The organism is Blautia sp. SF-50 (assembly GCF_900101315.1).
Taxonomy (GTDB): Bacteria; Bacillota; Clostridia; order Lachnospirales; family Lachnospiraceae; genus Blautia_A; species Blautia_A fusiformis.
In genome coordinates this window covers 89,388-114,051 of record NZ_FMUW01000005.1, presented here as the reverse complement: position 1 = coordinate 114,051, position 24,664 = coordinate 89,388, and the positions used below count along the sequence as shown (strand labels likewise).

At 45.9% G+C, this 24,664-nt stretch carries 22 protein-coding genes; 3 read left to right on the top strand and 19 right to left on the bottom strand.

Annotation, left to right across the window (positions count from 1 at the left end):
- Positions 1-60: 60 nt before the first annotated feature.
- From BLP57_RS04820 to BLP57_RS04810, 3 genes are read right to left on the bottom strand one after another with little or no spacing between them, the layout of a single operon-like run.
- Complete coding sequence (locus BLP57_RS04820) at positions 61-1,125, bottom strand: FAD:protein FMN transferase (RefSeq protein ID WP_092069786.1); 1,065 nt, start codon at positions 1,123-1,125, stop codon at positions 61-63.
- A 3-nt stretch (positions 1,126-1,128) separates the two neighbouring features.
- On the bottom strand, positions 1,129-1,902 hold the full coding sequence (locus BLP57_RS04815) for a 4Fe-4S binding protein (protein ID WP_092069783.1): 774 nt from the start codon (positions 1,900-1,902) through the stop codon (positions 1,129-1,131).
- On the bottom strand, positions 1,899-2,501 hold the full coding sequence (locus BLP57_RS04810; protein WP_092069780.1) for an FMN-binding protein: 603 nt from the start codon (positions 2,499-2,501) through the stop codon (positions 1,899-1,901). Before BLP57_RS04810 ends, BLP57_RS04815 begins: the two co-directional genes overlap by 4 nt.
- Before the next feature lie 416 nt (positions 2,502-2,917).
- Between BLP57_RS04810 and BLP57_RS04805 the strand changes: the two genes are divergently transcribed.
- Together BLP57_RS04805 and BLP57_RS04800 are read left to right on the top strand one after the other, a co-directional pair.
- Positions 2,918-3,292: a NusG domain II-containing protein gene (locus tag BLP57_RS04805; protein ID WP_092069777.1), complete on the top strand. Its 375-nt coding sequence runs from the start codon at positions 2,918-2,920 to the stop codon at positions 3,290-3,292.
- Positions 3,293-3,407: 115 nt separating this feature from the next.
- Complete coding sequence (locus BLP57_RS04800) at positions 3,408-3,896, top strand: Gx transporter family protein (protein ID WP_015526232.1); 489 nt, start codon at positions 3,408-3,410, stop codon at positions 3,894-3,896.
- Positions 3,897-4,937: 1,041 nt separating this feature from the next.
- On the opposite strand, the gene BLP57_RS04795 is transcribed toward BLP57_RS04800, so the two are convergent.
- The 16 genes from BLP57_RS04795 to BLP57_RS04720 form a co-directional block, all read right to left on the bottom strand.
- A complete protein-coding gene (locus BLP57_RS04795) occupies positions 4,938-5,726 on the bottom strand; it encodes a DUF975 family protein (protein ID WP_092069774.1) in 789 nt (262 codons plus the stop codon).
- Between the two features lie 100 nt (positions 5,727-5,826).
- Positions 5,827-7,035 (bottom strand): aspartate kinase, encoded by a 1,209-nt coding sequence (locus BLP57_RS04790; protein ID WP_059086692.1) that lies wholly within the window; start codon positions 7,033-7,035, stop codon positions 5,827-5,829.
- Positions 7,036-7,056: 21 nt separating this feature from the next.
- Positions 7,057-8,268, bottom strand: a complete 1,212-nt coding sequence (locus BLP57_RS04785; protein WP_021652697.1) for a homoserine dehydrogenase — start codon at positions 8,266-8,268, stop codon at positions 7,057-7,059.
- Between the two features lie 4 nt (positions 8,269-8,272).
- Positions 8,273-8,725 (bottom strand): ACT domain-containing protein, encoded by a 453-nt coding sequence (locus BLP57_RS04780; RefSeq protein WP_021652696.1) that lies wholly within the window; start codon positions 8,723-8,725, stop codon positions 8,273-8,275.
- 171 nt (positions 8,726-8,896) lie between these two features.
- Positions 8,897-10,016 (bottom strand): peptide chain release factor 2 gene (prfB, locus tag BLP57_RS04775; RefSeq protein ID WP_110104007.1). Its coding sequence is split into 2 segments (ribosomal slippage): positions 8,897-9,940 and positions 9,942-10,016, totalling 1,119 coding nucleotides; the frame shifts between segments, so codons are not numbered across the junction.
- Between the two features lie 73 nt (positions 10,017-10,089).
- On the bottom strand, positions 10,090-10,923 hold the full coding sequence (locus BLP57_RS04770) for a carbon-nitrogen hydrolase family protein (protein WP_092069772.1): 834 nt from the start codon (positions 10,921-10,923) through the stop codon (positions 10,090-10,092).
- Between the two features lie 255 nt (positions 10,924-11,178).
- Positions 11,179-13,758, bottom strand: a complete 2,580-nt coding sequence (gene secA, locus BLP57_RS04765; RefSeq protein WP_092069768.1) for a preprotein translocase subunit SecA — start codon at positions 13,756-13,758, stop codon at positions 11,179-11,181.
- 232 nt (positions 13,759-13,990) lie between these two features.
- The gene (locus tag BLP57_RS04760) at positions 13,991-15,790 is read right to left on the bottom strand and encodes a fibronectin type III domain-containing protein (RefSeq protein ID WP_092069766.1); all 1,800 of its coding nucleotides are present in this window, start codon (positions 15,788-15,790) and stop codon (positions 13,991-13,993) included.
- Positions 15,791-15,860: 70 nt separating this feature from the next.
- The gene (locus BLP57_RS04755) at positions 15,861-16,730 is read right to left on the bottom strand and encodes a hypothetical protein (protein ID WP_092069763.1); all 870 of its coding nucleotides are present in this window, start codon (positions 16,728-16,730) and stop codon (positions 15,861-15,863) included.
- 173 nt (positions 16,731-16,903) lie between these two features.
- A complete protein-coding gene (gene hpf / locus BLP57_RS04750; RefSeq protein ID WP_015526242.1) occupies positions 16,904-17,431 on the bottom strand; it encodes a ribosome hibernation-promoting factor, HPF/YfiA family in 528 nt (175 codons plus the stop codon).
- 247 nt (positions 17,432-17,678) lie between these two features.
- On the bottom strand, positions 17,679-18,449 hold the full coding sequence (gene hisA, locus BLP57_RS04745) for a phosphoribosylformimino-5-aminoimidazole carboxamide ribotide isomerase (protein ID WP_092069760.1): 771 nt from the start codon (positions 18,447-18,449) through the stop codon (positions 17,679-17,681).
- Between the two features lie 80 nt (positions 18,450-18,529).
- On the bottom strand, positions 18,530-18,988 hold the full coding sequence (locus BLP57_RS04740; RefSeq protein ID WP_021652687.1) for a hypothetical protein: 459 nt from the start codon (positions 18,986-18,988) through the stop codon (positions 18,530-18,532).
- A gap of 179 nt (positions 18,989-19,167) precedes the next feature.
- Positions 19,168-19,923, bottom strand: coding sequence for a 4-hydroxy-tetrahydrodipicolinate reductase (gene dapB / locus BLP57_RS04735; RefSeq protein WP_015526245.1), 756 nt, complete (start codon positions 19,921-19,923; stop codon positions 19,168-19,170).
- 35 nt (positions 19,924-19,958) lie between these two features.
- A complete protein-coding gene (gene dapA, locus BLP57_RS04730; protein WP_015526246.1) occupies positions 19,959-20,855 on the bottom strand; it encodes a 4-hydroxy-tetrahydrodipicolinate synthase in 897 nt (298 codons plus the stop codon).
- 35 nt (positions 20,856-20,890) lie between these two features.
- Positions 20,891-21,397: a cob(I)yrinic acid a,c-diamide adenosyltransferase gene (locus BLP57_RS04725; RefSeq protein ID WP_022427335.1), complete on the bottom strand. Its 507-nt coding sequence runs from the start codon at positions 21,395-21,397 to the stop codon at positions 20,891-20,893.
- A gap of 131 nt (positions 21,398-21,528) precedes the next feature.
- Positions 21,529-22,155 (bottom strand): single-stranded DNA-binding protein, encoded by a 627-nt coding sequence (locus BLP57_RS04720; protein ID WP_015526248.1) that lies wholly within the window; start codon positions 22,153-22,155, stop codon positions 21,529-21,531.
- Positions 22,156-22,356: 201 nt separating this feature from the next.
- Here BLP57_RS04720 and typA point away from each other — a divergent pair, with 201 nt between their 5' ends.
- Positions 22,357-24,189 carry a translational GTPase TypA gene (gene typA / locus BLP57_RS04715; RefSeq protein ID WP_059086972.1) on the top strand — a complete coding sequence of 611 codons (1,833 nt, stop codon included), beginning with the start codon at positions 22,357-22,359 and terminating at the stop codon, positions 24,187-24,189.
- The last annotated feature ends 475 nt before the right edge of the window (positions 24,190-24,664 follow it).

The window sequence follows — 24,664 nt, the reverse complement described above, 5'->3', positions numbered from 1 at the left end:
GCGGATATGAGCATTCCCCTCTGCCAAACAGTCATAAACCGGATCGCCGGGAAATCAGCTTCACTCTGCAATATCCTCCACACTATAGGAATCCGCAAGCAGGCTGAACCGCTCCTTCATCCCCTCAGTGAGATACACATGATGGTCTTCATCCACAAAAAGTCCGTCTGCACCGTAAGCTTTCAACAGCTGTGTCCCTTTTTCCACCCCCAGCACAAAACATGCTGTGGAAAGCGCATCTGCCTCCAGACCTGAGTCACAGACTACCGTTACCCCGGTCACTCCGCTTTCTGCCGGATAGCCGGTAGACGGGTCCATAATGTGGTGATACCTTACACCATTTTCGATAAAATATTTCTCATAATCTCCGGATGTGGAAAGAAATTCTGTACCATTTAAGGCAACCACACCAAGATAGTCATCCTCATTTTCAGCTCTGGGATCTGTCACTGCCACATTCCAGGAAGAACCATCCGGCTTGCTTCCGTAGGTCATGACACTGCTTCCTCCCAGATTCATAAGTGCTGCTGTTACATCCTTCTGTGTTTCCAGCTCTTTAAGGATCAGGTCACAGCCAATACCCTTTCCCGCTGCTCCAAGATCCAGAGAACAGCCCTCCTCCATGTGGACCGTATTTCCGTCAAGAAAAATCTTCTGATACCCGGAATCCTTCAGAACATTCTTAATTTCTGCTTCTTCCGGAATTTTCTGGTTTTCCCCTCCAATATCCCACAGGCGGATCAGCTTCCCGATGGTTGGGTCAAAGGCTCCGTCAGAATCCTCTGCGATCTTCAGAAGACGTTTCAGGTATCCGGAAAGCTCGTCGGAAATCTCCGTATCTTTTCCGCTGTCTGCATTCACCTTATAGATCTGGGACTTCTCATTGGTCCAGGAAAGAAGGTTCGTCTCCACATCTGTCAGCACAGCTGTCAGCTTACTGTTTATATCGTCACCTGTGGTATAGAGTGTTTCTGATACCACAGTATCCATTGCAAAATCTGTATCGGTATATGTCTGTACATCATTTTCCGAAGCAGCCATGCACAGCACAGGAAACAACACCGCAATTCCTGTAAATGTAGCTGCTGCCAGAAAAGTTTTCTTTTTCAGAGCCTGATATCTCATAGATCATTTTTCCTCAATTGTTCCAATGTGAATATTTTTTCTCGGACATGCTGCGGCACATGCGTGGCAGCAAAGACATTCGCCGGATCTGCCTGTGTCGCCGTCGATATCCAGATGAGCCGGACATCTTTTTTTACAGAGACCACATTTCGGCGGACATTTCTCACGGTTTCTCCGAAACAGTGCGCCCGGAAGGATTGGCATTAATGCAAAAACCGCTCCCATGGGACAGAGAAACTGGCAGAAAAACCTTTCCTGTGTACACATTCCCACAATGAGCAGCACCAGGAGCACAATTCCCACCAGATATTTGCTGTTCGGGAGCCGTCCTGCCGTGAGCATGGAAAAAACATCCCACGGGCTGGTTCCCGTAAGCTTTCCGTATACACCTGTAAGGCAGGAAAGCAGGATCAGTGCCAGTACGATATATTTGACTTTCTGAAGCCCGTGAATCATTTTTTCGGAAAGAGCCGGTTTCTTTTTTTTGTGAAAGCATTTCATCCGGATCCAGGAAAAGCCTTCATATACGGCATCTCCGAAAGATCCGAATGCACACGCATATCCGCAGAAATGTCTTCCGAAAAAGCAGGTAAAGATCAGAAGCACTGCCGTTACAGTCAGAAAGGAATTCCACTCCACCGGCTGACCGTCCGCAATGGCAAGAAAGATCGATTTGATACCTGCAAAGGCTGTAGAAAACAGAGACGGGGCGGCAATAAAAAATGCCAGCTGTATTCCCGCACGCATCAGCCTTACCTCCCGCTGTCTTTTTTTCATGAGTTTTCCGCCTTTCCAAGTGCCGCATCCACTGCGTTCAGGATTCCTGTGGAGCTGAACGTTGCTCCGGATACGGTATCCACATCTGTACTCTGAACACTCAGGATGGAATTGATCACACTCTCTGCCTGTGAAAGATATGCACTGTCCTCACCTGGGGCGCTGACTACGTTGATGGATGTGATCTCATCACCGGTAAGTGTCACCTCCACCTGAATGGTCCCGCCGTATCCCTCAGCTTCTCCTGTATAGGTTCCATCTTTATATACATTATCGGAATCTGCGGTTGCTGTGTTCTCTGCGTCTGCATCGGATACATTGCCGTCTGAAGTGTCTGTTGTTTTGTCATCGCCTGCTGTATCTGCATCACTGCTGCCTGATCCTGCAGATGCTGCCTGATTCTGCATACGATTTACATAACTCGTCTCCAGCGCACTGAGAAGTTCATTCTGCTGCTCCTGAAGTGTATCTACCTTATCTGTCAGAGCCGCGATCTCTTTTTCATTTGCCTGGGCTTTCATGCTGCTGTTATAAAAAAGTACAGCCAGGATCACCAGCAGTAAGGAGATCACTCTCATATAAAAATTCTGATTTTTCATCTCTTTTCTCCCTTGTATTTTTAACAATTCTGTAAATTGCTGCATCAGGCCCAGCTGTGCGAACATATATTGCTGCGTCAGATGCTCTCGATCTATTCCTTCAATCTGCGTATAACTGTCTTTTGGACAAATTATATAGTTTTTATCCATATACATAAATTAGTTTTGATTAATCTTTTTTGTAAAATTAGACGATGCTAACTTACAGCTAGGTATTATATCACCTGTTTTTTTTCTTGTCTACACTTTTGTTAGTAGTTTATAACTTTTTCCAATATGAATTTTTTCGCCACTCCTCCCTTTCCGTTGGGAACAGCTGTATGAATTATGGTTAGATATCATTAACTTATGTTTGCCTTTTAATTTCGATTATGATATGATTTTTTCTGAATCTGTAATAGAAATGGAGATTTGTTTTGAAGAAAAAAGAATTGATTTTTATTGCCGGGATCCTGATTCTGGCGGGGGTTCTCTGGCTTGGTTTTCAGATTGCGGGGAAACGTTCCCATAATACGATCCGTATTACCGTTGACGGAAAAGAATTCGGAACCTATTCGCTTTCCCAGGACCAGATCATCCACATCGGAGACACCAATGTCTGCGAGATCAAAGATGGAAAAGTTACAATGATCGAAGCAACCTGCCCGGATCATTACTGTATGAAACAGAAGGCTGTGGACGAGCACGGCGGTTCCATCATCTGCCTTCCTAATAAGGTTGTGATAGAAGGGGAAAATACTGCAGCGGATTCGGATTCGGAGAGTTCGCCTAAAATTGATGCGGTGACATAAAATTTCCGGAGAATATGCGCAATGCGTGTTCTCCGTAGATTTTTCTCTGACAGACGGTATTCTGTCTGTGCTATTCCTGCAACGATATTCCTGCAACAAATGAAAGGATTTATTTATGAAACGAAAAACAGCTTATCTCGGATTATTTGCCGCAGTAGCAATCATTTTTGGATATGTGGAGTCTCTGGTCCCTGTATTTACAGGGATTCCGGGTATCAAGCTCGGGCTTGCAAACCTGGCGGTGCTTTTTATACTGGACCGATATTCCTTTAAAGAAGCGGCTCTCGTGTCCGTTGTCAGAATCCTGGTGATCGGATTTATGTTTGGAAATCTGTTCAGTATTTTGTATAGTCTGGCTGGCGCTGCGCTTAGCCTGACTGTGATGGAGCTTTTGAAAAAACATTCCGGCTTCAGTCTGATCGGTATCAGTGTGGCCGGTGGTGTCACACATAATATCGGGCAGCTGATCGTTGCCATGATCGTGGTGAGCAATACGAGTTTGATGGTTTATGCACCGGCACTGCTGGTGGCAGGAGTCCTGGCGGGAATTCTCATAGGTGGGTTGACAAAGGAGGTTGTGGGACGACTTCCTTTGAATCTATAATTATGTGGTTTGCTTTTTGGATTATGGTTTTCACTTTTTAAAGTGAGGGGAAATTGGGTGGTTTGATTTTTTAGATTATAGTTTTCACTTTTTGAAGTGAGATAAATTGGATAGTTTGATTTTTTGGGATTGTAGTTTTCACCTTTTGAAGTGAGAGGAAATTGGATGGTTTGATTTTTTTGGATTATAGTTTTCACTTTTTGAAAGTGGGTAATTTGCGAGAAGGGGAAGCACTCATAGTTGCGAAGGCCGTCTCCCCTTCTCGCGCTCTTCCCCTCCTGGCCACGCCGCTGTGATGCGTTGTGGAATGTGTAAGTGTATCGGCTCAGTCCTGTATTCTGCTGTATCGGCAGTGACAGACTGAGCCGATTATTGATTCTGCCATGTATTCTGCTGCACTGGCAGTAGCAGGCTGAGCCGATTATTGCTTCGGCACTGTATTCTACTGCACTGGCAGTAGCAGACTGAGCCGATTATTGCTTCTGTCTTGTATTCTGCTGCACTGGCAGTAGCAGGCTGAGCCGATTATTGCTTCGGCACTGTATTCTGCTGTACCGACAGTAGCAGGCTGAGCCGATTGTTGCTTCGGCACTGTTTACTGCTTCTTCACTGTTTATCGCTTCTGGCTGAATGGGAAAGTGGACTGCGTAGCGGGCCTGTTCTCTGGATTGTGGTGTATCGCTGTTATTCAGGAACAGGCTTTGCCAATATATTTACGTTAGCATAAATCGGCTCGACCTTCCACAGCCAACGTAGTAGAATCCATCGCCCCTCCAATATCTTCACATATTTCTACAGCCTACAATAGCTGCGTGCCCGGAAAGGGGGAGCTCGAGGGGGAAAAGCGGGCTTCGCAACTTTGAGTGCTTTCCCCCTCGTACCTGCCCATGCCAAAATGGTCCCCCTGAAAGGGAAAGTACCTACGTCTCAAGCATCCCCCCCGGAAAGGGCATCACCTGCGTTTCAAGCATCCCCCGGAAAGGGCATCACCTACGTCTCAAGCATCCTCCCGGAAAGGGAAAACATCCTCCCGGAAGGCGATCAGGCTTCGGTTTCATCATGGAACTGCGGGATCGGAGTTACCGGAGGATAAGAATCCACCGGAGGTTCATCAAACTCTCCGGAAATATTCCGATAGAAAACTGCCATACAGGTTTCTATATAAGGCACCAGCCAGATCAGTGCCAGATACAATGTAAATATGGAAAAAATGATCCACGGAACAAAACTTAAGAGCATTTTCATATATTCCCAGTAATGTCCCTTCATAAGCTTTGCACTGGCTTTCAGTGCCTGCACTCCTTTTATGTCCGAATTATCGGACAGGATGTAATAGCTCATGGTGAACGGCATAGCTGCCAGCAGGTTCAGCGCGAACCCGAGAAGTGTGAGCAGCATGTAAGTTACTGCCCAGTTCATCTGCTCCTCCGTTGTATTTCCCATATTGCTTGTAAAAGAAAACCACGCCAGTGGAAGTGATGTCACCAGATTGATCAATGCCAGCACAAAGGATGCCACGATCACATGATCCGGCTGATGGCTGAAAAAGTACAGAAGGTCTCCGAAAGAGTAGGCTTCCCTTCTGGAAATATTCAGATAGATCCGGTAAAGTCCTGCGGAAAAAATACAAATCACCAGAGAAAGGACAAAGCTGAATACCTCTCCTCCAATGATCGCATACAGGGAATCTCCCGGAAAAAGTGCTGTGGAAATATAGCTTGAAACTGCGCTCATCGCCGCAACCGCAATACTCCCGATCACAGGGACCGTAAAATTACCGGCCAGAGTTTCCCCTGCCAGCTTCTTACAGCCCTTCAGATTTTTTCTCATAATTCTGTATCCCTTCGTTATAGAAGGCGGAGACTCATCCAAGCCTCCGCCCCGTCATTTTTTACTTCAGATATATCATATTCTCATATTTCACATCTGTTTAGTCTGCAAGATTAAACGCATCATGTACCGCATTCATGGCACGTACGCCATCTTTCTCGTTAATGAGAACCGTCACACGGATCTCAGATGTTGCGATCATATTGATGTTCACACCCTCATTGTAAAGGCTCTCGAACATTTTTGCAGCAACACCCGGATTGCTCATCATACCTGCTCCTACAATAGAAAGCTTGGCAATGTTTTTCTCCGCATGAAGCTCAGAATAGGCGATGCGTGCCTGGTTAGCTTCCAGAACACCCATTGCATCGTCCAGATCATTTTTATCAACAGTAAAGGAAATGTCCTTGGTTCCGGCACGGCCGATAGACTGAAGGATCATATCCACATTGATATTTTTCTTAGCCAGGGTATCAAAAAGCTTAAATGCCACTCCTGGTGAATCTTTAAGTCCGATCACAGCAATACGTACTGCATCTGTATCCAGAGCAACACCGCTGATCAGCATTCTCTCCACTGTTACTTCCTCCTTTACCACAGTTCCTTCGCTGTTGTTGAGACTGGAACGTACCACCAGCGGCACGCCGTATTTCTTTGCCATCTCCACAGAACGGTTATGAAGCACTCCCGCACCCAGAGTTGCCAGATCCAGCATTTCATCGTAAGTGATCTCCTTAAGCTTGCGGGCATTCGGAACCTTACGCGGGTCAGCGGTATAAACACCGTCCACATCGGTATAGATCTCACAGGCATCTGCATGAAGCGCTGCCGCAAGAGCTACAGCTGTGGTATCAGAACCGCCACGTCCAAGTGTGGTATAGTCATTATATTTATCAATGCCCTGGAAGCCTGTGACCACAACGATCCTGCGGTTATCCAGCTCTCTGCGGATACGTGCCGCCTCGATCTTTTTCAGGCGTGCGCTGCCATGTGCACTTGTTGTGTGCATAGCTACCTGAAAAGCGTTCAGAGAAACAGCCGGTACTCCCAGACTGTCCATAGCCATGGACATCAGTGCCACTGACATCTGCTCTCCGATGGTAAAAAGCATATCCATCTCACGTTTCGGAGGTTTGTCATTGATATCCTTTGCCATGGTGATCAGCTCATCGGTATACTTACCCATTGCAGAAAGCACGATCACCACGTCGTTTCCTTTTTTGTAATCTTCGATACATCTTCTGGCAACATTAAAGATACGCTCTTTGTTTGCCACAGAAGTACCGCCGAATTTTTTTACAATCAACATGTTCTTTTCTTCCCTTCGGCATCAATCCTTTACACGGATCATTGCCAGTACTTTTCCGGTGAGCTTGCTGATCTTCTCATAATATTCAGCCTGCTTCATCACCGGTGTGATAAATCCGAATTCGTCCGGAAGGTCATCCGGCTCGATGGTCTGTACATCACCAAAAGCTTTTTCCACTTCATCCATAGTAGTATCAGACACACGTACGAAGAAACGTCCCTCAACTTCATCCATATCCATAAGCTTCAAGGCATAGCTGCTCCAGTTTGTCATGATATTTCTGTGGAGATGCTTTGCTTCATCCACAACATCTGCAACTACTGCACTTGCAGTCGGAAGCTTACCTGCTCCGCTTCCGTAGAACATGGCATCTCCAAGAACATTTCCGTGCACAAATACTGCATTAAACACATCATTTACACTGTAAAGCGGGCTACTCTGGCCTACCAGGAACGGCGCTACCATTGCATAGAAAGAATCTCCGATCCTGCGGCTTGTGGCAAGAAGCTTGATAGTCATGCCAAGCTCTTTTGCATATTCCATATCTGCCGGTGTGATCTTTGTGATTCCTTCTGTATAAATATCCTCGTAATTCAGGAATTTTCCGTATGCAAGTGAAGAAAGGATGGCGATCTTACGGCATGCGTCAGCACCTCCTACGTCTGCAGTCGGATCTGCCTCTGCATAGCCCTTTGCCTGAGCTTCCTTCAGAACCGTATCAAAATCACAGTTCTCTGTGCTCATCTTGTAAAGCATGTAGTTGGTGGTTCCGTTAAGGATTCCTGTGATCTCATCGATCTCATCTGCTGTCAGTGAAGAATTCAGTGCGCGAATGATCGGGATACCGCCGCCGCAGCTTGCCTCAAAAAGGAAATTGATATTTTTTTCTTTTGCGATCTCCATGAGCTCGGAACCATGCTTGGCTACCAGAGCCTTATTGGATGTGCTTACGCTCTTTCCTGCCTGAAGCGCTCTTTTTACAAAGGTATAAGCCGGCTCGATCCCGCCCATAACCTCAACAACAATATCTACCTCCGGATCGTTTACAATCACTTCATAATCATGAACCAGAACTTTCTCAACCGGATCTCCCGGAAAATCTCTTAAATCAAGAACGTACTTGATGTTAATCTCATCTCCAGCTCTCTTGTTAATACTCTCATGATTGGTGTTGATGACTTCAACAACTCCGCTTCCTACTGTACCGTAGCCTAATACTGCTATGTTTATCATATGCTTACTCCCTGCCTAAAATTTTCAAATAGTGTATACCGTCTCTCTGCTCAATATTCTCCACCATAGCCTCTGCGTCGCCTTCTCCCGGAAGGATGTCAACGCTCAGCGTCAGCGTTGCGACTCCGTTAATGGGAATACTCTGATGTATGGTCAGGATATTACCGTGAAAACGGGCAATCGTCTGCAGCACCATTGATAAAAGCCCCGGCTCATCGTCCATCTGAATGATAAAGGTGATGGTCTTTCCCTTGGTCTCCTCGTGGAAAGGAAAAATATCGTCCTTATATTTGTAAAAAGAACTGCGGCTGATCCCGGTCCTTTCAGCAGCTTCCTGAACAGTAGCCACCCGTTTGGATTCCAGCAGTCTCTTGGCCTCAACCACCTTGAGAAGTACCTCTGGCACTGCCCGTTCTCTTACTACATAGTATTTTTTCTTTTCAACCTGTTTCTGCATAGCAACCTCTCTGACTGCTGTTCACATTGTGGCCAGCAGCCTCCTGTCCGTTTCATAAAGACAACTGTTTTTGTACAAGAGATATATTATCATAATAAAAGAAACTCCACAAGCGCTTTTTTGCCTGCGGAGTCCTTTTCTCTGTCTTTATGGGGTTCCGTGACAGTAATGTTATTCTTTCTTTTTCGCCAGCGCGATCCATTTCAGGTATGCATTGATAAAAATGTCAATACCACCGTCCAGAACTGCGTCAACATTACCGGTTTCTTCATTGGTTCTATGGTCTTTTACCATGGTGTATGGCTGCAGGACATAGGAACGGATCTGGTTTCCCCAGCCGATATCTGTTACTTCGCCTCGAATGCCGGAAAGCTTCTCCTCAGCTTCCTGCTGTTTCAGCAGATACAGCTTGGCCTTCAGCATCTGCATAGCCTTATCCTTGTTCATGTGCTGAGAACGTTCATTCTGGCACTGTACCACGATTCCAGTCGGAAAATGGGTGATACGGATCGCAGAGGATGTCTTGTTGATATGCTGTCCACCGGCACCACTGCTTCGGTAGGTATCGATACGGATATCGTCATCATTGATCTCAACATCCAGATCCTTCTTGATATCCGGCATAACATCGCAGGATACAAAAGAGGTCTGTCTCTTTCCTGCTGCATTAAACGGAGAAATACGTACAAGACGGTGAACACCCTTCTCGGATTTCAGATAACCGTAGGCGTTCTCTCCGTTCACCTGGAAGGTTACGGATTTCACACCGGCCTCATCACCGTCAAGGTAATCCAGAACTTCCAGCGCAAAGCCCTTCTTCTCCGCCCATCTGCTGTACATACGATAAAGCATTCCGCACCAGTCGCAAGCCTCTGTTCCGCCGGCTCCTGCGTTCAGCTTGATGATGGCGTTCTCTCCGTCGTACTCTCCGGAAAGAAGTGTCTTCACACGGATGCTGTCAAAGCTTGCCTGGAACTCGTCCAGCATTTCCTGGATCTCAGGGACGATCTCAGGATCATTCTCCTCATATCCCATCTCGATCATAGTTTCCATATCTTCCATCTGCGTTTCCAGATTATGGTATGTCTCAATATCGTCCTTGAGACTCTTTAACTGTTTCATCTTCATCTGGGATGCTTCCGCATTATCCCAGAAATCAGGCGCTTCCATCTCGCGCTCTAATTCTTCGACCTTCTGCTCTTTGTTAGCGAGGTCAAAGTGAATCCCTCACTTCCACTAATGGCTCTGTGTATGTTGCAAGAATACTCTTGAACTGATCTAACTCAACCACAGCTTCACCTTCTTTCTATATATTGATACAGGATTTCCTGCCTGTCTTATACAATACCATATGGGCATGGAAATTACAACGAAAACGTGGTCAGGGCGTAAATATCCCCTCTCCTGTGCTTCAAAAGCGGCAGCTGCTCACGGACTTTTTTTACCTCGTCCAGTTCCAGTTCCACAACCTTCACAGCCGGCTTCTCTTCCATCTCCATGAGGACTTTTCCCCAGGGGTCTGCGGCAATGGAGTGACCCCAGGAATGATACCCGGCGTTCAGGTCTCTGGCGGGTGCAGCTCCGATGGTGTATACCTGGTTATCCACGGCTCTCTGGCGGAACATCAGCTCCCAATGGAGGGGCCCTGTTGTCATGTTAAAAGCAGCCGGCGCGATGATCACCTGGGCGCCTTCGTCCACCATCAGCCTGGCAAGCTCTGGGAAGCGGAAATCGTAACAGATGCAAAGGCCCATCTTTCCAAATTCTGTATCAAAAACCGTCACCTGGTCTCCCGGTGTCAGGGTATCGGATTCTTTAAAATACTGACCGCCTTTTACATCAATGTCAAAAAGATGCATCTTCCGGTGTTTACCGATCTGATGACCATTTCTGTCAAAGACATAGGAAGTGTTATAAATATTGCCGGCTTCATCTCTCTCCGGCATACTTCCTGCTACGAGATAAATTCCGTGTTCTGCCGCCAGTCGGGAACATTTTTCCCAGGTATCTCCCCTCTCTGGTTCCGCATATTCCGGAAAGTATTTGTTCTCGTAGGGGCAGCAGAACATTTCGGGTAGGACTGCCAGATCGATCCCCTGAAGCTCCGGGCTGGCAAGAAGTTCTGCTGCCTGGGTGATATTGCGAAATTTATCCGTATATACATGTGTCTGAAGAATTGCAGTTTTTATAATTGCCATATTATCATGTCCCTTCTCTTACAGCGAAAATTAAGTATCTGTTATATTGACGCAGGATGACTTTCTCATATGCAGGGTGAGGGAATGAAGCGTAGCGATGGCTACGGCGATTGACGACAACGTAGCATATGAAAAATCAGACAAGTCTATATGACTATTATTTAATATTCGCTGTACTCTGTTCCTGTGTAACAGAAATCCCAGAAAAAATAGCCCCACCGCATCATCCGGGTGAGACTATTTTTATCTTCCTTCTCAGATCTTGGCAGCCTTACGTCCGCAGCACTGTTTGTATTTCTTGCCGCTTCCGCATGGGCACGGATCATTCGGGTATACTTTATCTTCTTTTCGCTGAACCGGTTTCTTCGGGCCTGCGCTGTCATCTTTGTTTGTGCCGGTTACCTTAGCAACCTGCTCACGCTCGATCTTCTGCTCTACATGAACATGATACAGCATACGTACAGTGTCTTCCTGAATGGAGCTGATCATGCTGTTAAACATCTCGAATGCGTTCATCTTGTACTCAACAACCGGATCTCTCTGGCCATATGCCATCAGACCGATACCCTGACGGAGCATTTCCATATCATCGATGTGATCCATCCATTTGCTGTCGATGCATTTCAGAAGGACAACTCGCTCAAGCTCACGAAGCTGTTCCGGTTCCGGGAACTCAGCCTCTTTTGCTTCATAAAGCTTCACAGCCTCTTCCTTCACAATGTGCTTGATCTCATCTTTCTTATGGCCTTTTACCTTCTCTGCGGTCAGCGGGTGGATCGGGATGATCGGAGTGATCGCAGTGTTGAACTCATCAAGATCCCACTCAGAAGAATCCATGTCATCGGAGAAGCACATGTCTGTCATGCTGTCTACGATATCTGTGATCATCTTATAGATGGCATCACGCATATTCTCACCGTCAAGTACCTGGCGGCGCTCCTCATAGATGATCTCTCTCTGCTCATTGTTAACCTGGTCATAATCGAGAAGGTTTTTACGGATACCGAAGTTGTTGAACTCGATCTTCTCCTGGGCTTTCTCGATGGCATTGGAAAGCATCTTGTGCTCGATCTGCTCATTCTCCTCAACACCAAGGGATGTGAACACCTTCATCAGTCTCTCGGAACCGAACAGACGCATCAGGTCATCCTCAAGGGAAATGTAGAAACGGGATTCACCCGGATCTCCCTGTCGTCCGGAACGTCCACGGAGCTGGTTATCGATACGTCTTGACTCATGACGCTCGGTACCGATGATCTTCAGACCGCCGGCCTCTCTTGCCACATCGTCAAGCTTGATATCGGTACCACGACCTGCCATGTTGGTCGCGATGGTAACGGCATCTGCCTGTCCTGCCTGAGCTACGATCTCAGCCTCAAGCTCATGGAACTTGGCATTCAATACATTGTGGGGGATTCCCTCTCTCTTCAGCATTCTGCTGAGAAGCTCGGAAGTCTCGATGGTGATCGTACCAACCAGTACCGGCTGATGTTTTGCGTGAGCTTCCTTAACTGCCTCTACAACGGCGTTGAATTTCTCTTTCTTTGTCATGTAAACAGCATCGTCAAGGTCTTTACGCTGTACTACACGGTTGGTCGGGATCTCTACAACGTCCATGCCGTAGATATCACGGAACTCTTTTTCCTCGGTAAGGGCTGTACCTGTCATACCGCCTTTTTTGTCATATTTGTTGAAAAAGTTCTGGAAGGTAATGGTTGCGAGAGTCTTGCTCTCTCTCTTAACCTTCACATGCTCTTTCGCCTCGATCGCCTGATGAAGACCATCGGAGTAACGACGGCCCGGCATGATACGTCCGGTAAACTCATCAACGATCAGGATCTCGTCATCTTTTACAACATAATCCTGATCCTTGTGCATCAGATTATGTGCACGAAGTGCAAGGATGATGTTGTGCTGGATCTCCAGGTTTTCCGGATCTGCCAGGTTCTCGATATTAAAGAATTTCTCAACCTTCTTGATACCCTGCTCGGTAAGGTTGACGATCTTATCTTTCTCATTTACAACGAAGTCACCGGTCTCGATAACCTCCTCACCCATGATAGCTGCCATCTTGGTCATCTCATGACTGGCCTCACCACGCTCCAGCTGCTGTGCAAGGATATCGCACACCTCATAAAGCTTGGTGGACTTGCCGCTCTGTCCGGAAATGATCAGAGGTGTACGTGCCTCATCGATCAGGACAGAGTCGATCTCATCGATGATACAGTAGTGAAGATCTCTCTGAACAAGCTGTTCTTTATAGATGACCATGTTGTCACGAAGATAATCAAATCCAAGTTCGTTGTTTGTTACGTATGTGATGTCACATCCGTATGCCGCACGACGCTCTTCCGGCTTCATGTCGTTAAGTACCACGCCTACAGTCAGGCCAAGGAACTCGTGAACCTTACCCATCCACTCGGCATCTCGTTTTGCCAGGTAGTCGTTGACGGTTACGATGTGAACACCTTTACCCTCAAGAGCATTCAGGTATGCAGGAAGTGTGGAAACAAGAGTTTTACCTTCACCTGTTTTCATCTCGGCGATACGGCCCTGGTGAAGGATGATACCACCGATGATCTGTACACGATAATGCTCCATTCCAAGTACACGCTTGGCTGCCTCACGTACGGTGGCAAATGCCTCCGGAAGAAGATCATCCAGTGTTGCACCTTCTGCAAGACGTTTCTTATATTCTCTTGTCTTGTCTCGTAACTGCTCATCCGTAAGCTGCTGCATCTGAGACTGATAGCTCTCGGTTTTCTCAACCAGCGGCATAATACGTTTTACCTCACGCTGGCTGCGGGTTCCAAATACTTTTGAAAAAACATTCATGTTTCTGCTCCAATCATTTTATTCGAATAAGACTGCTGTCTCTGATCTGTCCAATTTTGGATCATTCCAGTTCTCTGTTGATATCCGTTATACTGGATCACATATGGTATATATTCTACCACTTTCCTGTTATAAAAACAATGAACAATTATTTAACAAATCATGTCAGGAACAACAGAAAATATCCCGCATAGGATCCTGTTTTCGAGGATCCCGCGGGATATTACAGATCTTATTTTCTTACTTTTACATTTTTCACACTGCTCCAGGCACCGTAATATGTCTTTCCGCTCACTTTTTTGTATGCACGGATACGAACATAATAAGTGCTTCCCTTTTTCAAACCGGAAAGTGTTCGGGTCAGTGCACTGGCGGACACTGTCCTGGACCCTCTCATGGACCTTGATGCCGCATACTGGATCTGATAGCCGGAAGCACCAGCTGCTTTTTTCCAGCGGACAGTCAGCTTCCCGGAAGCCTTGCTGGACGGTTTGTACTGCACCGGAGCTGTCAGGCGGACAATCCTGCTGCCGTTTTTGTTATAAGCACTTAAAGCAGAGCCCTTGTATGCGCGGACTGTATAAGTATACATGGTTCCTGCTTTTACTGATCCGTCTGTATAGACCAGCGTATTGCTTCCGCTTACGGTAGCGATATTGACCCACTTGCTGCTGTTTCCGGTCCTTCGATAGATCTTATAGCCGGAAGCATTTGCAGCTTTTTTCCATTTGAAGACGATGCCGGCAGGGCTGTTGGAAGTGCCGGATAGCCCGGGAGTGGTGAGCTTTACAGTTGTTAAGGCCGCGGACCGGAACTGGTATACGGCTGACTGTACTTCATCAGTCTTTTTCCATTCAGAGTTCTGATAAACATACTTCTGGAAAAAGATATACATGTTATAAGTTGCGGCTTTGTTTATTCCTTTGGCAGATCCGATCCGCCAAGTAGTATTCTTCCTGTTATCGGTTGGATTTGGTGAAGTACTCCAGTAAACCGGCACCCACTTCACATCTCCAGGCCCGGGATTTGAATTTGTAGTTCCCGCACCGGTCACGGTAAAATTATAATATTTATTCGGAGTAAATTTCAGCGGAGAATCCAAACCTCTTACAAAACTATCTTTAACATCCGGTATATAAGGTGTATAGGCTGGCGTCGGCGTCACATCATATTTCGGGCGGGTTCCCCTGTAATTCAACTTTAATTTTTTCAGGTTGCTGGTTCTTCCGTCTGAACCCAATACCTTAAGATACAGATCAAATTCTTTCTCTATATCCAGATTCTTAAGATATATCACAAAGCTTCTGTTTGCAGTAACCGCCACACGAGAGTTTCCCGTGTCGACCCTCGGAACATCAGATGTTCCGTCCTTTTTTCTCGCTACAGCTTTGTAGTAGCAGGCTCCGTTTGCATCAACTTTAAGTGTCACATTTACAGAACTGCGGCTTACCCATTTTTCTCCGGTCCATTTTACGTTTATTTTTGACACCGGTGTTGGTGTCACTGTCAGTTCCGGATCCGCTGTCGGTGTCACTGTCGGTTCCGGATCTGTTATCGGTGTCACTGTCGGTTCCGGACCCGCTGTCGGTGTCACTGTCAGCTCCGGAGCTGACGCTGACATAGCTTCTGCGTTTTCTTCTTCCATACTGTCTTCTGTTTCTTCAGGTATCAGTTCTGTCAATAATACTTCCGGATCATCCTCACTGGAGATCTCTTCTGAAACTCCCTCCTCAGCTCCGCCGAAAGCATCCTCGCTGTTCTCCGCATTTTCCTCGTTTTCCACATCTTCCATGGTTGCATCGGAAGAGTTATCCACCATTTTCTCAGAAATATCCTCACTGTCTTCTGCAGGCTGCTCAGTCTCTCCCATAGACTCTGTAGTTTCCTCTGCGGAAAACATCTCCTGGCTGTCCCCAGCATTTTCTGTGATTTCTGCATCACCGCTGCCAAACTCTGCAGCCATACCGGTTGCCGGAAACACCGTCACACAAAGCGCGGCACTTAAAAAAAGTGCCAGAACTTTTTTCTTCATTTACCTTCCTCCTTTTCTCCGTGAGTTACATATTTGTTATGTCAAGGAGATATTCGCACTCCACACAGTATTATTTTTCAGAAAGTGGGGCTGACTGAAACTTGTACTGTACAGACTGTATCTTATCCGTAGACTGCCATTTGGAATCCTTGCAGGTATATTTGCGGAAGAAAACATACAGATTAAAAGTTCCCTCCTGGTCGATTCCTTCCTTGGAACCGATCTTCCAGGTGCTTCGGATCCGGTTGGAATTCGGATTCGCAGATGTGCTCCAGTAAACAGGCACCCACTTAATGTCTCCGTTTTCCGGATCCTCATTATCGGTACCTGCACCGATAACCTTAAAATCATAAAATGTATCCGGGTAGAATTCCAGAGGAGAATCCAGCCCCTCTACCGTACTGTCCTCTGCCTTTGGTTTGGATGCTTTATGTTTTTTCTCAGAATCTGTTTTTTTCGCCGGGCGGCTGTCCTGATCAAGCTCCATCCGCTTCAGATCACTTAATTTCCCATTCTCATCCTCAATCTGGATATACAGATCAACTGCCTGGTCTGTATCCAGGTCTGCAAGTGTGATCCCGAACTCTTCATCCTCACTGATCAAAACCTCATCATTCACGGTATTTCCGGTCTCGATCTGAGGCACCTGGGGATTTCCGTCTTCCCCCCGCTCTGCCCATTTATAATAGCAAACGCCGTTAACGGCTGACGTAAGCGTTATCTCTGCCTGGGAATAGCTGTCCCATTTAAATCCTGTCCATTGTATTTCTGACTTTTGGGAATCCTTTGTATTGTTTTCTCCGGAACTCAGTTCCAGATCCTCCACAGTCTGTTCTTTTATGGTGTCACCACTGTTAAATTCCGCTGCCATACAGGTAGCCGGTATCATGGTCATACCAAGAGCTGCACTTAAGATCACCACAGGAAGCTTCTTTTTCATTTTTCCTTCCTCCTTTCGCATATGTCTTCATTATATAATTCTCCCCTATTGCTTGCAACAGAAAAGAAGCCTGATTTTGCTGTGACATAAAAGGCTCCGGAAACCTGCCGATTTCTCACACAGATTCCCGGAGCCTTCCATTCAATATTCAGTTGTGATAATAAAATCCCCTATCAGAACTCTGGTTCGATCAGTCCGTAAGTATTTCCTTTACGTTTATAAACTACGTTAACCTGCTCTGTCTCAGCATTAAAGAATACAAAGAAATTATGTCCGAGAAGCTCCATCTGTACGCATGCATCTTCCGGATACATTGGTTTGATCCCGAATTTCTTGGTACGGATGATCTTAACTTCCTCATCCTCTTCATAATCCTTATCAAGGTATGCCTTCTGGAAGTTTGTGGATTCCTGCTGCTTGTCAACGATCTTGTTCTTGTATTTACGAAGCTGACGCTCAATTACCTCTTCAACTAGATCGATGGATACATACATATCATTGCTTACCTGCTCGGAACGGATAATGTTACCTTTCACAGGGATCGTTACCTCGATCTTCTGGCGATCCTTCTCAACGCTTAAGGTTACTGAAATCTCAGTTTCAGGAGTGAAATACCTTTCAAGTTTACCAAGCTTGTCCTCAACAGCTGTTTTAAGTCCTTCGGTTACTGCTATATTCTTTCCACTAATAATAAATTTCATGACTTCCATCCCCTTTGCTGTTTTATGTTGCTATTATAACATATTAAATTGAATTTTAACATCACTTTTCAAAAATTTCATAAATTTTTTCCAAATTTATTCGATATATTCCTTCAAAATGTTTTTTTTGTCGTGAATGCGCAACTATTAGAGTATTTCATCTAATTAATTCATTACAAATGTATATCTGCACACCAGTGCCAGAAGATTGATGGGACAAAAGCATCTGCTTCACTATTTGTATATACTATTTCATTTTAGCCAGAGCTTCAAAGGGTATACTTCCGCCAAAAATATCCAAAGCACTGCCAACAGTCACATCCAGTCTGCCCTGACCTGCTTTTCGAAGCTCTTCAATATCTGCCATAGAGCCCACACCGCCTGCATAGGTCACCGGATGGGCTGTATACTGTCCCAGAAGCTTTGCAAGCTCTGTTTCCACACCTCGGGCCTTTCCTTCCACATCCACTGCATGGACCAGAAATTCGTCGCAGAAGCTTCCAAGCCTTTCCATCAGCTCCGGTGTCACGATCTCTTCTGTAAATTTCTGCCATCGGTCTGTGACAATATAATATTTGCCATCTTTTTTGCGGCAGCTCAGGTCAAGTACAAGATGTTCTTTCCCCGCTGTATCACGGATCTTATCCAGATTTTCCCAGGAGATCACTCCGTTTTTAAACACATAGGAGGTTACGATCACGTGGCTGGCGCCAGCCTCCAGATATTCTGCCGCATTCTCCGGGCAGATGCCGCCTCCGATCTGAAGCCCTCCGGGATATTTTCCCAGAGCCTGAAGTGCCTGGACTTTCGTTGCTTCATAGTTCGGGGAATCCTTTCCGTTCAGAAGGATCACATGACCACCCTTTAATCCTGCCTTCTTATAAAGCTCTGCATAGAATGCCGCATCCTGCTCTGACACAAAATTTTCTGCCGCCTGATCCCCCTGATCCTTCAGGCTTCCTCCTACGATCTGTTTTACCTTTCCGTTATGTATATCAATGCATGGTCTGAATTTCATAATCCTGTCCTCCATTTTCTTTCCATGCACTGATAATAGCATCTGAAACAGTTTTATGCAATGCTGTGGTAAAATATCTGTTATCTTCCTTCTACCGCATTTCCCACTGCGTTTCCGATATCATCCACTGCATTACCTACACCGTCGCCAAGGTCCTTTACACTGTCACCCAGCTCACCGGATACAGTTCCGTCATTTTCGTTTCTATCAGCATCCGCAGCTCCGGGTGCTGCTGTCCCGTTATTTCCATTTCCTGCAGGCGTCACGGTAATATTTCCATCGGACATCTCATTGTTATCCGTGCCGGAATCCTTAATGCTCTCTCCATTGTCCTTCACACCGTCATTGTCTGCTTTTTCTTCCATAGTTTCATCTTCTGCGGCAGTATTTTCGTTTGTATCTTTTTCCTTATCCTTCGTGTTTTTATCTTTTTCATCCACTGTTTCATCCGCATTGTTTACCTCTGTGCCGCAGGCTGTAAATGTACACAGAGACAGGGTAAGCAAAGTACCAAAAAGAATCGCCTTCCATTTTTTCATATGATCTTCTCCTTTTTCTGAAAAATTCTGTATTCCTAATATGGCACTTTTTCCGCTATCCTATTCTGGGAAAAATTTCAAAAACCGCAATTTCATCAAAAAAAGACGGGGTCCGATCTTACACGAACCCCGTCTGTATTACCTGTAATTTTATTCTGTTGCGGCTCAATCTGCTAGGATCAGCCGATCACGTCACTCATATCATAACGTCCTGCCGGTTTGCCGGCAAGGAATTTGGCTGCTTCTACAGCACCTTTTCCAAAAATAGCCTTGGAATATGCAGTATGTTTGAACTCGATCACTTCGTCCTGACCTGCAAAAATTATCTCGTGCTCACCTACGATAGTTCCGCCGCGAACTGCGGAGATACCGATCTCCTTATCATCGCGTTTTTCACGTTTCTGGCTGCGGTCATATACATAATGATACTGGTTATCCATAGCTTCATTAATGCTGTCTGCCAGCGCAAGTGCAGTACCACTTGGTGCGTCTAATTTCAGGCGGTGATGCTTCTCTACGATCTCCATATCAAAGCCTGCAGCTGCAAGAACCTTAGCTGCGTCCTGAACCAGCTTCAGAAGTGTGTTGATACCAAGAGACATGTTTGCGGATTTCAGAACTGCTACCTTTCGGGATGTTTCTTCCACTTTTGCAAGCTGCTCCTGGCTTAAACCGGTACTGCACAGAACAACCGGGATCTGGCGTGCCGCGCTGTACTCAAGAAGCTTGTCTGTTGCCTTTGCGGAAGAAAAATCAATGATCGCATCTGCCTCTACCTGACATGCGTCAATATCGGTGAATACCGGATAGCTGTTTTTTCCCTGATCTGCAATATCAATACCTGCTACGATCTCAGCATCCGGATCTTTCTCCACAATGCCGCTGATGACCTGGCCCATATGTCCGTTGCAGCCGTGCATGATGATTTTTACCATAGTATATTCTCCTTTACCTTTCGCTTACAGTCAGATCATTTAGCAAGCTTAAGGCCGAATTTCTCGATCTCTTTTGCAAGAGCTGCCTTTGTGTCCTCTTCCATCTCGCAGAGCGGCATACGAAGCGGCCCTACGTTCATTCCCATAAGGTTCATAGCTGTCTTAACAGGAATCGGGTTTACTTCGCTGAACAGCGCATTGATCAGCGGAAGAGCTTTCAGCTGATCCTCTGTTGCTCCCTTGGTGTCGCCGTCGAAATATTTCATGACCATGTCATGTGTAAACTTCGGTGCAACGTTGGAAAGTACGGAAATAACTCCAAGTCCGCCAAGAGAAAGAATCGGAAGTACCTGATCATCATTTCCGGAGTAAAGCTCAAGCTGTCCGTCTGCAAGAGACATCATCTTGGCGATCTGGGAAAGATCTCCTGTTGCTTCCTTGATTCCGACAATGTTCTTTACATTCTTTGCAAGGTAAGCTGCTGTAGCCGGCTGGATGTTGCAACCTGTACGGCTCGGTACGTTGTACATGATGAGCGGAGTTTCCGGAACTGCATTGGCAATTGCTGTGTAGTGAGCGATAAGACCCTTCTGTGTAGCCTTGTTATAGTAAGGTGTTACAATAAGAAGAGCGTCTGCGCCATAGGAAGCTGCTTCCTTGGACATCATGATCGCTGTCTCTGTACAATTGGAACCTGTTCCTGCGATAACAGGCACACGTTTGTTAACTTTATCAATTGTAAACTTAATTGTCTGAAGATGCTCTCCGTGTGTCAGAGTAGAAGATTCTCCTGTTGTTCCACAGATAACGATGGCGTCTGTGCTGTTCGCGATCTGATCCTCAAGGATTTCCTCAAGTTTCTCAAAATTCACCTTACCGTCTTCATGCATAGGTGTTACGATTGCAACGCCTGTTCCTTTAAAAATTGCCATTTGTCTTCCTCCTTCTTTCTTCTGTGAAATATTGCTTATTCCCGTTCCTGGTCAGTCAGCTCTGTTGTTATCGTGGTAATACTATCCACATAGGGCTTCAAAGCATCTGGAAGCCAGCGTCCGGTCATAATTATATGCATACTTTCATCCTTCTGCTTAAGCATATCGATGATCGTCTCAACTGGAGCGATTCCTTTATCCATAAGCCCGAGGATCTCATCCAGCAGCAGAAAATCACACTCTCTGGTAGCAATTACCTTCCGTGCGAAATTAAGGCCATTGAGAATATTGGTTCTCTCTTCTGCCTTTTCCTGCTCACTCAGGTCATTATAGCAGGTGTCCATTTTTTCGAAACGGAAAATCTTGAAATCAAAATTATCCAGTTCCTCAAGGAAATCCAGTTCTCTGCGTTCCCTGCCTTTGAGGAACTGTATGATGATCACACTTTTTCCCTGTGTAGCAAAGCGCAGCCCCTGGCCTACAGCCAGAGTTGTCTTTCCTTTCCCGTTCCCGCAATAAACCTCTGTTATTTCTCTTTCCATGATTTTTCCTCTTACTGTTAGTGAAACCGGTAATTCCCCATTTTTCTGATTTTTTTAATATTACCGCAGATTGGCTGGAAATGCAAGTGTTACCTTAATGTTCTCACCACTATTCCAAAATATATCCAATGTTACTCAACATATTCCAATTTACTCACCGAAACTTCATAGGCAATCCTTTTTTCTGTTTCGTTTTCACTAATCCGTTTCATGTACTCCCTGCTCTGGATCCTGCCCCAGATCAGTACATGCCCGCCTACTTCAAAAGCAGAAGCATATCTGGCATTTCTTCCCCAGCATATACATGGTATGTAATCGGATTTTCCGTAAGGTCGATTGACTGCCATCAGAAGATCTGCGATCTCTCTTCCCAACGGTGTTTTTCTGTATACAGGCGGTTTACAGATATATCCGTCCAGAAAGATCTGATTGACCGGCACAGTTTCTTCTTCCTCCCCCACAAACTTCACTTCCCGGGCAAAGACTGAAAGCACAAGCCGGTTTCTCTTTTCTTCATGACGGTTATAGGATCGGAACTGTCCGTGGATCTCGATATATTCTCCCACATAATCCTGTGTGATATCGATCAGCCGCTCAGACACCATCACCGGGATCCTGTCCTCCGAATCGCTGAGACGTTTTACCAGGATATCCATCATGTAAAATCCTTCTCCAAAGACCTGATGGCTGAAAGTAAACCCCGTAGCGATCCGTCCCATAACGGATACCTGATTGTTTTCAATAATTTTATCTGCCATAATAAGTAGCTCTCCTTCCTCTTCGTGTATTTCGTCTATATCAATCTATGTGTATTTGCGGTATAATATGCCTGAAAAATGAAAAACCAAAAATATTTTTTTATGTCTTGTAATCTCACAAAAATGTGATAGACTATAAATTTGGACATCATTTTTAACAAAAAAGATTACTTATATATGGAAAGAAAGGATTTGGATTATATGAAGACCAAGCGTGAAGATGTTCGTAACGTGGCCATTATCGCCCATGTCGATCACGGTAAAACAACACTTGTTGACGAGCTTTTGAAACAGAGCGGTGTTTTCCGTGAGAACCAGGAAGTCCAGGAACGTGTCATGGACTCCAACGATATTGAGCGTGAGCGCGGCATTACGATTCTCTCCAAAAACACCGCAGTTCATTATAAGGATGTAAAAATCAATATCATCGATACTCCAGGTCATGCGGACTTCGGCGGCGAGGTAGAGCGTGTGCTGAAGATGGTAGACGGCGTTATTCTTCTTGTGGACGCCTTCGAGGGTGCCATGCCTCAGACTAAATTTGTACTTCGTAAAGCTCTCGAACTGAACCTGCATGTTATTGTCTGCATCAATAAGATCGACCGTCCGGAAGCACGTCCGGAGGAGGTTGTCGACGAGGTTCTGGAGCTTCTCATGGATCTGGACGCATCTGACGAACAGCTGGACTGCCCGTTCCTGTATGCCTCCGCAAAGGCCGGCTACGCAGTTCGTAACCTCGATGATAAGCCTGAGAATATGGCTCCTCTTTTTGAGACTATCCTTGATGCGATTCCTGCTCCGGAGGGAGATCCGGACGGAGATACACAGGTTCTTATCAGCACCATCGACTACAATGAGTATGTAGGCCGTATTGGTGTCGGTAAGGTTGAGCGCGGAACCATTTCCGTGAACCAGGAGCTGATGCTTCTGAACCATCATGACCCTGACAAACACGAGCGTGTAAAGATCAGCAAACTCTACGAATTTGACGGACTGAACAAAGTTGAAGTTAAGAGCGCTACCATCGGAGCTATTGTTGCAATCTCCGGTATCGCGGATATCCACATTGGAGATACCCTCTGTGCAGGAGACAACCCGGAGTCCATTCCGTTCCAGAAGATTTCCGAGCCAACAATCTCCATGAACTTCCTTGTAAACGACAGTCCTCTTGCAGGACAGGAAGGTAAATACATCACTTCCCGTCACCTTCGTGACCGTCTCTACCGTGAGCTGAACACAGACGTCAGCCTTCGTGTAGAAGACACCGATACAACCGAGTGCTTCAAGGTTTCCGGCCGTGGTGAGCTTCACCTCTCCGTTCTTATTGAGAACATGCGCCGTGAGGGATACGAGTTTGCAGTCAGCAAACCGGAGGTTCTCTATCACACAGACGAGCGTGGACGTAAACTGGAGCCGATCGAAATCGCATACGTTGACGTTCCGGAAGAATTTTCCGGTACTATCATCCAGAAACTCAGCGAGCGTAAAGGTGAGCTTCAGGGTATGAGCACAGCAAGCGACGGAACTGTACGTCTTGAGTTCTCCATCCCCTCCCGTGGACTGATCGGATTCCGTAACGAATTCCTTACCTCCACCAAGGGTACCGGTATCCTGAACACCATGTTTGACGGATACGCACCATACAAGGGAGACTTCCCGTACCGTAAACAGGGTTCCCTCATCGCTTTCGAGGCAGGCGAGACTGTAACTTACGGTCTTTTCTCCGCTCAGGAGCGTGGTACTCTCTTCGTCGGACCTGGCGAGAAGGTTTACAGCGGTATGGTCATCGGACAGAACGGAAAGGCCGAGGATATCGAACTGAATGTCTGCAAGACCAAGCACCTTACCAACACCCGTTCCTCTTCCGCTGACGATGCACTGAAGCTTGTTCCGCCAAAGATCTTAAGTCTTGAGCAGGCCATTGAGTTCATCGACCAGGATGAGCTTCTTGAGGTAACACCGACAAGCCTTCGTATCCGTAAACGTATTCTGGACTCCAGAGACAGAAAACGTGCCGCATTCCGCAAGAGCTGATCGAACCTGGCTATCATTTACTGTTGAGCAGAAACCTTTTACAGTAATTCGGCGCAAAGCCGCATAGTGAATGCGGATGCTTTTATCCGCCTGACCTATATTTATATAAACTGCCATATGGGAAGCATTTCCTGTATGGCAGTTTTTTTTCTGCATTTCTGAAAAAATCCCGATAATTTCCGCCTAATTATTCTGGAAATTTAAATAATTTCAAGTTTTTTGGTTTCTTATGTTATCACGCTTTACTTTGCCACAATATTTTTGTGAATTTTTTATCAAAATCATTCCGTATTTTTGTGAATTATTTATCAAATTCTCTATTGACGTCTGAAATCAGTTAAATTATAATGTGTACATGATCGTTTGACAAAAGTTTAACGTTAATGTTTTAACTACGTGTTGCGTTTTATCTTTTGCCGCCCTTCATATGTGTGCATGTTTTTTGTCAGTGCTGACAATTTTTTAACATGTTTTT